Source organism: Leptolyngbya sp. FACHB-711 (assembly GCF_014695615.1).
Classification (GTDB): Bacteria; Cyanobacteriota; Cyanobacteriia; order Elainellales; family Elainellaceae; genus Leptolyngbya_A.
The window spans coordinates 1-12,482 of record NZ_JACJOR010000200.1 but is presented as its reverse complement, the minus strand read 5'-3'; the positions used below and the strand labels follow the sequence as shown (position 1 = coordinate 12,482).

Here is a 12,482-nt window from a genome sequence, read left to right as displayed (position 1 = left end):
CTAAAGGTGAACACTAGCTGAAGCCGATTATTGCTATTCCTGACTCGAACACTACCCGTCTTTGCTTTTTTGGGGAGCTTGGGGGAATACATACTGCCAGAGATGGATTGGGTGGTCTTGCTAGTACTAGCGTACCCACCATCTCCCAATTCTTATCTCAATCCTTATCTCAATCTCGGCTCCAAACAGCCCTGATCACCCCTAAAAATACCCAACATAAAAATGGCATCGCTCAGCAGAGGATGCCTGAAACCTTGATGTAGTAAGGAAATTGCTTGTTTTACATAGAAGCTGGTGACGGGACTCGAACCTGCGACCGGCTGATTACAAATCAGCTGCTCTACCAACTGAGCTACACCAGCAATTTTGGTATCGTAAAAGTTCCGAAGGGGAGCTTATCAATACAGTTTTACAGTATATCTCACAAGTCGTAGTGTGAACAAGCGAAACGAAATAACCTCAGCAAGTCGGGTAAACTGGCCCGTCGCTTTGTTCTATTCGGTCATTTCCTGCCCTTTGCTCCGAAGCCAGGAAATTTCCTGAGTCTATCTTCTTCCTATCCAGCCATAAGCAACACTGCAATACTCAAACATCCCTTTCTCCGGTCACCTGCTTAGGAGCGTTTTCCAAATCAACCGGAATTCAATGATTCCAGTTACTGTCAACCCTGGTTTCATCAAATTTCTTCTTGATCCGTACCCCAGATCATCAATCAAAAGCTTGCTTCAGGATTTAGCAACTCCGGCAGGCAACATCAGAATTCATTGACTCATTGATTAACTCGATCGCAACAACTTAATTCAGTCAGTTATGTTCCAGCCGATCGATCGCCCTCACCCCATCTGCTGCAATCTTCGCCGCATCATCGCCTTCGGCAGGACGAAGAATCATCACCGGAAGACCGCTCTGGCGCAGCAGAATTTCGGTTTCAGGACTTGGGGGACAGACAAGCACAAAGGGCGATCGATTCCCCTGTTGATAGGCAGAAATCGACTGCACCTGAAGCTGAAAGAAACCGGGCTGGAAGTGGGGATTGAGCGCGCCGTCGTATTCAAATTTGCTGAGCATGAGCTGAAGGGCGCGGATGCAATTGAGCTTCAGTGGAGCATTTGGGAGCGTGCGGGCACGAAAGACGGGAATCAGGGTCGCGAAGGGAATGCGAACGGTGATCCAGGTCTGGGGAATCGTGTCGAAAGAAGCGCAGTGTGCCACGCCGTCCCATTGCGTTTCGCCGCGCAGCATAAACTTATAGCGGTTGCCGTCGCCTTTCAGTTGCAGTTCGATGCCGTCGTAGCTGGAGAGGTCGATCGGCGGTTCCAGGTTGCGCGTTCTGACCGAAGCAAAGCCGCCAGAGTTTGCGGTTGAAACCTGTCCTGAAAATTCTGCTGTGTCGCCATTCAAGCGGATACCGCTCTGACTCACGCCACCCATTACGACATCATCGAGTGCGCCCCAAATTTCCGACAGCTCAGCCTCAGACCGATTCGCCTCAGACCCACTGGCAGACTGCTGGCTGAAATCAAAAATTGGCAAACGCACAGTCGATCGCTGAACTGCCTGAAGCAGGAAACGCACCGTAGGTTCGACCACCTCAGAGTTAGGGGCGCAAATGATTCCTCGAATGTCTGTTAGCAGTTCGGGCGCGGGAGGCTGCTGAAGGTCGAGCGTCACCCACTCCACGTTTTCTCCAATGGGCAGATGCGGATTCGCTGAATCGATCGACCCGGCTCGAATGGGCTTGCCCTGCTGCTGCAAGTGATCAACCACAGCAGTCAACACATCACGGGTTCCGATCGCCAGAATCGTTTGAGGCATCATAGACAGAGCAGGAGCAGTTGGCAGCGAAGTTGGGGTTGGAGAAAGGGTGAGCGATCGGCTATTCACGGTGGGGTCAGGACGACTGCCAAACCACTGCTGAAACCAGTTTATCTGGCTCAAAATGGGCACAACCCCAAAGTAGGACAGCGTTTTCACAAAGCGGTTGAGATCCCAGCTCGGCGATTGACGAGTCATCATCTACCCCTAATAAATGATTGATGCGTGTTACTGATACGTGAAAAATTTGTTTGCCTTTCTACAGCCTAGCGACTTTCCCCGTAAGCGACAGAATCCCAGACAAGAGGGGCATACTCGATCGCAGTTTGCTGTTTGCTGGATTTGGGGCTGCAATAAGCGATCGTCAAGTCTGCTACAAGTAAAGGCTGACAGCTCAAACCAATCTGATAGAGGTGTATTGCGATGAGCGATGCGAAGCAGTTCCCCTCAGGGGGTAATCATTCTGACGCTTTTGAGTCAGGCATATCATCACCGAAGCCATCCGGGAATCTGCTGCAATCTGGCTTGCTGGCGCTGAAACAAAAAGAGTATCGCCGGGCGATCGAGCTGCTTGAAGCGGTGTGCCAGATCCCGATCAGGCGCAGCGATCGTTCTGCTGGAGAACTGCGCAGCAATCGGCTCAAGGCAGAAATGGGACTGGTCAAGGCATACGCCCGTACCCAACAGCTCCAGAAAGCGATCGACCTCTGCCGAACCTTGTGTGGCAGCCCCAATTCCCAAGTGCAGGGTTGGGCAAATCAAATGCTGAGCGACCTTCAACATCGCTACGGAATCGCTGCTCCATCGGTTACCGCTCCATCCAATGTCCCCCTCGCTGAAGAACCAACCGCAGCCGACTGGACAGACGAAACGGGATTTGTGCCGCTTGAGGCGGATACCCCCCATAGCGGATTTAGCCCGTTCGCTGCCGCTGCTCCGGAAACTGTGTCGCCTCAGCAAGCTGATTTCCGCAGGGCGAGTGTTTCAGAGACAAGCAGCGATACTCCGGCTGTCCAGGCTGCGATTTCTCCTTCTCCAGAGCCAGCAGACGGCACAGCTTCAGCGCGATCGGCTCCCTTGTCCCCCCAAGAAGCAGCAAGAGAAGCGGCAACCGATCATTCCAGCAGGAAAACGGCTTCACAGCGCCTGCAAAAAGGGGCGAGCTTGGGAACGGTTGATCGCTCGGGATTTTGGGCACTTCAGGTAGGAACGATCGCCCTTTTAATTGGGTGGCTTTGTGCGCTGATTCATTTCGGACGCGATCGGCTGAATGAGTTTCTTTTGAGCGTTCGCTTTGATTTCTTTAATCTGAGCGTCTGGACGGTTTACTTCGATCCGTTTTGGGGTGTGGTCATTGGGTTGACGGTGCTGTTTTTCGCGTCGCCCTGGCTGCTAGATCTGGTGCTGAAGTATTGCTATAGCATGGAAGACTGGCGGCGAGCGGAATTGGAGTCCTTTAGCCCTGAAGCTCTGCGGCTGCTGAGGCAGCTTACCCAATCGCACAGCCTGCCCTTTCCGACGCTGAAACGGTTGCCGATCGCCGTTCCACTTTGTTTTTCCTACGGCTACTTGCCCCGCAACGCCCGAATTGTGGTTAGTCAGGGATTGCTAGAGCGGCTAGAACCCGATGAGATTGCAGCTCTTTATGCAGCAGAGTGGGCACACATCACACAGCGCGAAGTGGGCATTCTGTCGCTAGTGGCGATCGCTGCTCAGTTGCCTTATCAGGTTTACTGGTCAGTCGCGAGTTGGGGCAATCGTCAGTCGCTTGGAATCTTACAGAGTTTGGCGATCGGGGTGTCGAGCCTGGGCTATGGAATCTACTGGCTGCTTAGGATTCCGGCACTGTTGCTATCTCGAATTCGGCTGTATTTTAGCGATCGAACAGCGGCAGAGCTAACAGGCAACCCCAACGGGTTATCGCGGGCACTGCTCAAGCTTACGATTGGCATGGCGGAAACCTTGGCGCAGCATGGATCAACGCCGCCCCTGGTGGAAAGCTTAGATCTGCTAATGCCTGTAGGCTATCGTCAATCGCTAACGCTGGGCAGTTTGCATCAGCCACCTAAGCCAGATCTGCTGGAGTGGGATTGCCGTCAGCCCTATCGCGCCTGGTTGAATGCGCTGAACGGTCATCCTTTACTGGGCGAGCGACTGAACCGACTCGCTGATTATGCGCGGCACTGGCGGCTCGAACCGCAAATCTCCTGGAAGCCGGAGAAACCTGGCTCGGCGGCACATCCTCGATTCGCATGGCTCTGTTTTGCACCCTACCTCGGCGTTTTGGCTGGGTGGCTCGTGGCTGGGATACTGTGGGCGATCGGCTTTCTAGCAAAGCAAATGCGCTGGCTGGAAATCGACTGGATGTGGGCAGACTGGTCGGTGGTAACAGGCTTGGGACTGCTGGGATTCAGCCTTGGCACATTTTTGCGAATCAATGCCTTTTTTCCAGATATCAAACGCTCTGCCCTGAAGGGAGAAGTTCCACTCGCAGACTGGCTCAGCGACCCGGCTGCACTTCCGATCGATCCGCATCCGGTGCGGCTTCAGGGGCAGCTCTACGGACGACGCGGCATTCTAAATCGGCTGCATCAAGATTTGTTTTTGCAAATCGATTTCCCCCCAGCGGAAACTGCTTCGCATCGCGGTATGATTCGGCTGCATTATACGAGCCAGATTGGTTGGCTGGGCGATCTGCTGTTTCAGGTAGTTCGTCCTGAGATCTGGCTTGCCCCATCCCCTAAAACTGTCACCGTAGTCGGCTGGTTTCGGCGCGGTGTTGTTCCCTGGATCGATGTAGAAACCATCCAGTCGCCACGGGGCACGATCGCCCGCAGTGATCATCCCGTCTGGTCAGCTATTTTGGGAACGATCGCCGCTCTCGCCGGAGCCTATATCATTCTCACCGGAGGCTCCTAAAAAAACCTCAACTCTTACCCTCGGCTCCCCGAACCTCCTCAACTTCCTAATTCTCAGCCAACACTTCGATCGCCTGCCGATACGCCACGATCGCAAAATTCCGCTGCTGTTCTTTCAAGGCATAGAGAATTACATTAGAAAGCTCATCGTTCACGATCGCCCGAATCTCGATATTGGGTTTGATCTGGGTTTCGACCTGCGCCTCGGTGCCGTCCGATAAGGAAGAGCCACCTGCCTCAGAGTTTTCGGGCGGAGTAATGGCGGTGTGGTGCAGCCGGGTATAGCGTCCGCCGCCCTCTACCTGAGTAATGCTGTAGCCAATCACCTTCAGACTTTTAAGCAGTGAAACAATGCTTTCCTGAAGGACAGCTTCGGTAATGATGGTGACTAGCACCGCCGATTCGGTTAGAGAAGAAGCTTGCTCAAAGTCCAGCATTACGATCGCAGAATAAAATTAAGGTCGAACAGTTCAAGGTCGAATAGTTCAAGGTTGAACAGTATAGTTAGACGAAATCGGCGCAACCTGTCCGGCGGAAACGAGTGCCTGATATAAAAAGGCAGCGACCTCGGCACGGGTGGCAGGCTGATTCGGATTCAGTATATCAGGGCTGGGATGGTTCACGACCAAACCTGACTGAGTCGCTGCCGCCGCCGCCTCAACGCCCCAACTCGGAACTTGATCGCGATCGCGGAAAAGCTGAAGGGTCGAGTCAGGATTTGCCGGAGCTGTCAGTTTCAGTCCACTGGTGAGCGCTGCAAGTGCCTGGATCCGGGGAATTGGCAGAGCGGGCTGGAATGTGCCTTCGGGAAAGCCTTTCAGAAAGCCCGTCTTCACCGATGAATCGATCGCGTTGGCTGCCCAGAAGCCTACCGGAATGTCTTTGAAGGCGAGCGAGGCTTGCTGATTAGCCTGCTGGTCGAAGGTGTTTTGAATCAGTGTGGCAAATTCGGCGCGGGTCACGGGCTGATCGGGACGAAACGTGCCATCCTCAAAGCCGCTGATGTCCCCGCGCTGCGCCAATGCGGTAATAAAGGGAGCTGCCCAATAGCCAGAGGGCACATCCGGGAACGAAGCTGCAACCGGGCTGACAGGGGGAGCAGTCTGCGCCGATCGATCGACGGTTTCAGGACTGCGATCGGCTTCATCCTGGGGAAGTGGGACAGGGATGATTGCACCGGGAGTTTGGGGGTCGATCGTTTCCGGTAAAGGACTTGCCGATGGTGCAGGTTGTAGCACGGGTGGGCTGATGCTCTCTCCTTCTGCCGTGGGCGGCACGATTAGCAAATTGCCAGAATCGTTCTCAGGAGTTGAACTGGGTGACTGTTCCCCGGTCAAACCCGGAATTGGAAATAGTCCGGGCTGATTTGCCAGAAAGCTTTCGTTTCCGCGTGTGAGTCCCCAGGCAAGCACTGTTCCCAGGCTGGCAAAGGCCACCAGTACAGCGATAAACTCATCGAAATCCAGTGGGCTTCTACGAGAAGAGCGGGGGTCTGAAGGGGGGCGGGCAGTCATGGCAATCGTTCTCCTGATGAGTGACCCTGCACAGGCAGGCGATTGCCCGTCAGGGAAAACTGCTTCCAAATCGGGACGACAAACCTCAGCGACAAGGCAATATCGTCAGCCTGGAGACACTATAGGCAATATTCTCCGATCGAGATACAGTCTTTTGGCAGATCAGTCTAGCGCAGCTCAGCCAGGATTGAATCACTAGAGTTGAATCAGCGAAGTCAGATCACCGAATTGGCACGATCGTCACAGACAAATTTTCTCCAGCCAGCCGCCGCCGAAGCTGCTCGGCACTGTTTAAATCACGAAATAGCCCTGCCTGAACCGCAGGCTGACCGTTAACGGTCACAATCTGCGTTTGAGGCGCGAGCGATCGAACCCGATCCTGCAATTCAGCCGAATCTGCTGCCACGATTACACGATAGCCATAGACAATTCCGGTCGCCTGTTGCTGTGGTGGCTGAGGAAGGGAAGCAGATTGTGAAGGGGTAGGAGCCGTGGACAGGGGTGGGGGAGTTGTGCCTGGGGTGATCGGGGTTGTGGGAGTCGAGGGAACTGAGGGAGTCGGGGCAGTGCCTCCGCTGCTAGGCGAATTTGGCAATGGTAACGGACGAGTAGCAGTCGTGGCAGGCGGATTTGGCAGCGGCAACGGACGGCTGGCAGGGGTACCGGCAGTGGTACTGGCAGGGGGAGCAGGCGGGGGCGGCACAGCAGGAGTTCCCGCAGCAGGGCGATTTGGCAGAGGCGGCAGAGTGGCTCTGGGAGTGGTGACGGGCGGCACAGCAGGAGTTCCCGCAGCAGGACGACTCGGCAAGGGCGGCAGGGTAGCTCTGGGAGTGGTGACGGGCGGCGGATTTGTGCCTGGATTTGTACCTAAATTTGTGCCTGAATTTGTGCCCGAATTTGCACTTGGCGCATTGCCAGACCCCGCTCCCGAAGGATTACCCGAATTCGCACGGGGTGACTCTGGCGGCGGCACTGGAATTTGCACCGGAGCGGTAGAGGTTCCGGGCAGGGTGGTTCCGGGTTGAGGAGTTCCCCTGGGAGAAGGCTCGGTGAGCGGCGAAGTGCTGCCAGTTGGGGGCAAAAGCGGCGGACGAGAGGGAGATTGGGGATTGGGAAGCGAGGGCGGCAGGATGGGTCCAGCTGTGGCAGTCGGGGAAGTTGCAGCCGCAATCAGCACTGAAATCGGCTGATCGTTGGTGAGATAAACGTGTCCGGTTGACCGCCCGTTGAAGATGCGACGAGACAATCGCCAGCCCGGATCGAGCCGAATTCGGACAAACTCTCCGGGTTGGGGAAGTCCGTAAGTTCTACCGATCGGAATGTTGAGATTGCGCTGACGATTTGAGGCAGCCACCAGCACTAGATCATTGCCCTGCCGCAACACGCGCAAACTGTACTGCAATCCCAGGTCTTCGCCGCCCGTTCGCACTGAGTAAGCATTGCTGTCGTTGCCGCGTCCACAAATTCCTGTGAAATCAAACCGGGTAAGCAGCGGATCGACGATCGTTGGACCTGGACCCGTCTCTACTTCATCCCAGCAGGGGCGATCGTTTTTTACTTGTTCGATGATCAGCAGCCCGTAGCCAATGCGACCTGCCGGAGCTGCAACAATAACAAAGTTCTCTGGATTATTAATTTCTGCTTGCTCAAATTGCACTGCCGAGGCAGGAGTGCCCCAGAGCGGGGCTGCCATCAACAGGAGTGCGAGTAGTCCAAACCGTCTTTTTTTGCCTGTTTTCATGGTGTGTAGCAGCGTGTAGTGTGAAGAGCGAATCCAGGTGATGAACGTTGTGAACTTTTGCAAAACTGACAGCAGCTTCCCCGCTTCAGAAAGATAGCGTATTTGCCGTTGAGTGCCAATTCAGAGGGCCTGACCTACATCAATCTCTAATTTTTTTCTACGGGAACAGTCAAACCGGCTGTGTAGCGTTGCTTTAGTGCCCCAGACGATTAAGATTATGCCCCTCATTCGCGTGTTTTCCTCAGTTCATCCGGCAGTTCATTCGGCAGGGCATTCGGTTGATTTCCACTTTTCCGAAGGAGCGATCGCTGCTCAAGCTGATTTAGCTTCTGCCCTGGTTCAGGTTGATGCTGAGATTAGTGTTGACGATCTAAGCCAGTTTGAAATCATTCAAAATCAGCATTCTGCCTAGGGAATTCGGTTTGATAGCGGATCGCTTCCTCAACGAATTCGGCTGATACTGACCGGAGCCAACATGATTCATACAATGCTTTTCGATGCCGATGGCGGTTCCATTACTCAACCGTTTAGCAAAGTGCTGCCAGTGCTTCCCCAGACAACTCGGTCTGGTTTCTCTCTGTTCCGCAGTTCCAGCTTGAACTCAGTGCGGCTCCCCTCCAGGAGAAGTGCGAAGCAGGCGATTTCCTGAATACAGCCCTGACACGTCCCCAGATCCACAGGATTGAGCTACAGTCAATTTCGCTTTTTGTGCTTCAGTCACTTGCGATCGAAGTCAAATCAAAATCGAGATGCAAGAGGAAATGATTGTTTTTTCTGGAGTGAGCTTCAAAGTTTTCTGGAAAGATATTTATCAGGTTGCTGTGTTGAGAAACGGTTTGCGGATAATACAACAAGTCATACGAATAGATCACCCGTTCAGGTGATGAGCAACGTTTGTAAAATCGCTACACTATAAGTACTGATATACCTAAGCAGTTTGTCAACCCGGCAGGAAACTGTCGGGCTTTTATTCACTTTGCTTTTTTCGCTGTATTGTTTCTGTGTTTATTTGTGTCTATCTAAATTTGCGCTCAAACTTCATTCTTTGATTGATTCAAAATGAAACGCAATGAAGTTGAAGTATTGAATCACCCTTTTCGGTTTCTCTAAACTTACACCTCCTAAAAAAGTAAAAAAGGCTGAACTATTCTGACGATCGATTGACCGCAGTGTTCCCAGCCTTGTGCAGCAGTTCATGATTTTAACGGATGAATCCCACCAGCCAACTTGGAGACTAAGCGCGGGCAGGTGCCAAACTCCAACCGAGCGGCTAGAGCTTTCGGCTAGATACTTAGAACAAGCTGTAAGCCTCGTGCAGGTCGCGCATCTTCGGGCAGCGGCTCTGGCTGCGTTCGCATTGCCGGGCAATATTTGGCATAGGCACATCGATCGCACTGGTCGCCCGGAGTCGGGAGCCATCGCTGATCGCGCCGGAGTTCGATCGCCATATCGCCAATCAGTGACTTGACACGCTGACGATGCCCTGGCGTTGCCTCAAAAGAAATCTTTTCACCTGTCCGTAAATAGAGCAAGCTCATTCGCCGCAGATTTCGCCGATAGCGTTGCTCCAGAGCCAGATAATATAGCCCGATTTGCAAACCCATTTCGTCAGATTCGGCGTAGTCAATTTCCTTAGCTGACTTATAATCAATCAGTTCCAGCCCGTCTTCCAGATAATCGATGCGATCGTACCGTCCCGACAGCACAAACTCTAAATTCTCAACTTGCAGCGATCCCTGAATTCTGCCTTCTACGGCAAGCGGCTTTCGCATTGAAGACTGGTTCGCGATAAACCCATGATAGTACCGCCGCAGAATCGATCGCCCTTCCACAATCTGGCTGGGACTCAGATCAGTAATCTGCTGATTCCAGCAATAGTCGATCCAGTCTACTCCCGGAATCGGGTCTTGATAGTGCCAGTCCTGGTAAATCTGGGCAAGTGCCTGATGCAGCGAGGTTCCTAACACGGTAGACCCAAAAAAACTAGTTCCCTCTAAGCGTCGCTCATAGCGAAAGTAGTAGGCACGAGGGCAGCGGTGGTAGGTTTGCAGCTTGGCGGCAGAGAGCAGATAGGACATGGAACGAAACCCTCCGGGGAAAAGTAGCACCCACAGAAACGATCGAGCGATACGGTTCTATGGGTGCAGTCTGTCGGGCATGACGCTTTTATAATGACACTAGATGTAGGATTCGGGTAGGTTCTTTTGTATTAATTATTTCTATATCTAGCGCAAGGGGTAGGGTGAAGGGGTAGACATGAGCGGGGGTAGATATCAGGGGGGATAGACATAAGCAATTGACGAATTCGACTTGGTATTGGCGAGGGTAATTGATGCGATCGTCAAGGGAAAGAACTGCCAGGCAACCTTACCCCCAACAACTCCCTTCCCGCTCCCCTTCCAACTCAATTCCTCACCCGCCCCATCCCCCTTATCTCCCCGCCTCCTTATCCCCTCATCCACCCCTTCCCCTACCCTTGATATGATGCTTCTCATCCTCCCAATTACATCACCTCATGGCAGACCTCTACGTTTCCTGGTCAGACTATCACCACAAAATTGAACAGCTTGCCTTAAATATTCATCAGTCCGGCTGGAAGTTTAATCAGATTATTTGCCTCGCTAAAGGAGGGCTGCGGGTAGGGGACATCCTGGCACGGATTTTTGACCAGCCCCTGGCGATCTTGGCAACCTCGTCTTACGGTGGCATGAATAATCAGGTGCGTGGATCGATTACCTTCTCGCAGGACTTGACCATGACGACTGCGAATCTGGGAAGCCATGTACTGCTAGTGGATGATTTGGTGGATTCGGGAACGAGCCTTAGAAAGTCGCTAATCTGGCTCGATCGCAAATATGGCTTTTATGTCGAGGAAGTCAAGACGGCAGTGTTGTGGTACAAATCCTGTTCCTGCATTGCACCAAACTATTACGTGGACCATCTCGAAGATGATCCCTGGATTCATCAGCCGTTTGAGGAGTATGAGCAGATGAATCCGGCAGATTTACCCGATCGCCTGGCAAATCAGGCCAAGTAGGTCTGGGATCATTGCCCCGTTGGAGGATCAAGATTGGGAGCTAAGGATAAGCCAGGCAGACACAGGAAGTTCAAGATCTCAAGATTTATAGAGAATTCACGCAAAAGCGTGCAGAATTCCGCAGAATCGCCGATCGCCTCAGGTCGTGATCCAGCCTATGATGAGGAGCTAGGGCACTGGTCTAAGCAGAGATTTGAGCAGTCCGAATCGGGTTACGACCAGCCGGAATCCTGAACAGCCAGTGTCACAACCAGCGTCCGAGCTTCCAGCTTTGAAAGGGCAGGCAACTACAAAGTGCAGGAGATTTCTCAATCAGTCCTGAATCACAATCTACGCCGCCTTCAGCCATGATTCAGCTTTCTGAGCCAATCACCGCTCCGCTCGTGCTGGTGATCGACGACGATCGCCTATCACGGATGCAGATGCGCCTGTTTCTGGAGCGGGAGGGTTATCGGGTTGAGGAAGCGGTGGATGGCGAAATCGGGCTGCTGGCGTTTCAGGAAGTCTTGCCCGATATTGTGCTGCTGGATGCCCTGATGCCAGAGGTGGATGGGTTTACCTGCTGCCTCCAGCTTCAGCGACTCCCGGTCTATGGCAACACGCCGATTTTGATGATTACCGAGCTAGAAGACCGCCCCTCGATCGATCGCCTGTTTGAGGTGGGAGCCGCCGATTATGTCACCAAGCCTGTGCAATGGGCAGTGCTGCGGCAGCGAGTCCGCCGTTTGATTCAGCAGGCAAAGCTTCAGCAACAGCTTGAGTCTGCAAATCGAGAACTGAAACGGCTAGTTTCCGTTGATGAACTGACTCAGATTGCAAACCGTCGTCGCTTTGACGAATACCTGCATCAGGAGTGGCAGCGAATCTCACGGGAACGGCAGCCCCTTTCGCTGCTACTTTGTGATGTGGACTGTTTTAAGTTTTACAATGACACTTACGGACATCCGGCAGGCGATCGCTGCTTACAGCAAGTTGCCCAGGTAATTCAAAGCGTGGTTAAACGCCCGGGTGATCTCGTAGCGCGCTATGGCGGCGAGGAATTTGCAGTCATTCTACCGAATACCCCTGCGGAAGGAGCGGTTCTTCTGGCTGAGGCGATCTGTCAAGCCCTGCGCCAGCAAGTACTTCCCCATTTTTCCTCCTCGGCTGCCGCCTTTGTAACACTTAGTGTGGGCGTGAGTTCAATTCTGCCGAATGCAGAGAAAGCGCCTGCAGAGCTGATTCAGAATGCAGACCAGGCGTTGTACTGCGCTAAAAAAGCAGGCAGAAACCGAGTTTTCCTGAAGATCTAATAACTTTTAGAAACAAAGATTAAAGGGTAGAGATTGCTGTATCGATTCATACGATTCTCTTGCTTCTTGCGGGTGTAATGTGCATAAGTTGGATTGATTGTGGGATTTAATGGGCAACCAACTGTGAGTTCTATGAATAGCCAGCCCGACATGCATATTCACGTT

At 53.0% G+C, this 12,482-nt stretch carries 11 protein-coding genes and 1 tRNA gene; 6 read left to right on the top strand and 6 right to left on the bottom strand.

Annotated elements, in window-relative coordinates:
- Nucleotides 1-289 precede the first annotated feature (289 nt).
- Together H6F80_RS07515 and H6F80_RS07510 are read right to left on the bottom strand one after the other, a co-directional pair.
- Nucleotides 290-362: transfer RNA gene (locus tag H6F80_RS07515), tRNA-Thr, on the bottom strand.
- 442 nt (nt 363-804) lie between these two features.
- Nucleotides 805-2,013 carry a CIA30 family protein gene (locus H6F80_RS07510; protein ID WP_242067217.1) on the bottom strand — a complete coding sequence of 403 codons (1,209 nt, stop codon included), beginning with the start codon at nt 2,011-2,013 and terminating at the stop codon, nt 805-807.
- A 225-nt stretch (nt 2,014-2,238) separates the two neighbouring features.
- Between H6F80_RS07510 and H6F80_RS07505 the strand changes: the two genes are divergently transcribed.
- Nucleotides 2,239-4,734, top strand: coding sequence for a M48 family metalloprotease (locus tag H6F80_RS07505; RefSeq protein ID WP_190790965.1), 2,496 nt, complete (start codon nt 2,239-2,241; stop codon nt 4,732-4,734).
- A 46-nt stretch (nt 4,735-4,780) separates the two neighbouring features.
- Here H6F80_RS07505 and H6F80_RS07500 read toward each other — a convergent pair whose 3' ends face one another.
- Both H6F80_RS07500 and H6F80_RS07495 read right to left on the bottom strand, forming a co-directional pair.
- Nucleotides 4,781-5,170 (bottom strand): P-II family nitrogen regulator, encoded by a 390-nt coding sequence (locus H6F80_RS07500; protein ID WP_190790964.1) that lies wholly within the window; start codon nt 5,168-5,170, stop codon nt 4,781-4,783.
- 48 nt (nt 5,171-5,218) lie between these two features.
- On the bottom strand, nt 5,219-6,247 hold the full coding sequence (locus H6F80_RS07495) for an S-layer homology domain-containing protein (protein WP_190790963.1): 1,029 nt from the start codon (nt 6,245-6,247) through the stop codon (nt 5,219-5,221).
- Here H6F80_RS07495 and H6F80_RS07490 point away from each other — a divergent pair.
- Nucleotides 6,246-6,446 carry a hypothetical protein gene (locus H6F80_RS07490; RefSeq protein ID WP_190790962.1) on the top strand — a complete coding sequence of 67 codons (201 nt, stop codon included), beginning with the start codon at nt 6,246-6,248 and terminating at the stop codon, nt 6,444-6,446. The two genes, H6F80_RS07495 and H6F80_RS07490, sit on opposite strands and share 2 nt — an antisense overlap.
- 21 nt (nt 6,447-6,467) lie before the next feature.
- Here H6F80_RS07490 and H6F80_RS07485 read toward each other — a convergent pair whose 3' ends face one another.
- Nucleotides 6,468-8,051 carry a DUF3747 domain-containing protein gene (locus H6F80_RS07485; RefSeq protein WP_190790961.1) on the bottom strand — a complete coding sequence of 528 codons (1,584 nt, stop codon included), beginning with the start codon at nt 8,049-8,051 and terminating at the stop codon, nt 6,468-6,470.
- Nucleotides 8,052-8,184: 133 nt separating this feature from the next.
- On the opposite strand from H6F80_RS07485, the gene H6F80_RS07480 reads away from it, so the two are divergent.
- The gene (locus H6F80_RS07480) at nt 8,185-8,400 is read left to right on the top strand and encodes a hypothetical protein (RefSeq protein ID WP_206755047.1); all 216 of its coding nucleotides are present in this window, start codon (nt 8,185-8,187) and stop codon (nt 8,398-8,400) included.
- A gap of 871 nt (nt 8,401-9,271) precedes the next feature.
- Here H6F80_RS07480 and H6F80_RS07475 read toward each other — a convergent pair.
- On the bottom strand, nt 9,272-10,066 hold the full coding sequence (locus H6F80_RS07475) for a RecB family exonuclease (RefSeq protein WP_190790959.1): 795 nt from the start codon (nt 10,064-10,066) through the stop codon (nt 9,272-9,274).
- A gap of 437 nt (nt 10,067-10,503) precedes the next feature.
- On the opposite strand from H6F80_RS07475, the gene H6F80_RS07470 reads away from it, so the two are divergent.
- The 3 genes from H6F80_RS07470 to H6F80_RS07465 all read left to right on the top strand — a co-directional run bounded on the left by H6F80_RS07470 (nt 10,504) and on the right by H6F80_RS07465 (nt 12,317).
- Entirely contained in the window at nt 10,504-11,025 is a 522-nt protein-coding gene (locus H6F80_RS07470) for a phosphoribosyltransferase (protein ID WP_190790958.1), read from the top strand.
- 108 nt (nt 11,026-11,133) lie between these two features.
- Nucleotides 11,134-11,259 carry a hypothetical protein gene (locus H6F80_RS30315; protein WP_277879064.1) on the top strand — a complete coding sequence of 42 codons (126 nt, stop codon included), beginning with the start codon at nt 11,134-11,136 and terminating at the stop codon, nt 11,257-11,259.
- 113 nt (nt 11,260-11,372) lie between these two features.
- Nucleotides 11,373-12,317: a response regulator gene (locus H6F80_RS07465; RefSeq protein ID WP_190790957.1), complete on the top strand. Its 945-nt coding sequence runs from the start codon at nt 11,373-11,375 to the stop codon at nt 12,315-12,317.
- The last annotated feature ends 165 nt before the right edge of the window (nt 12,318-12,482 follow it).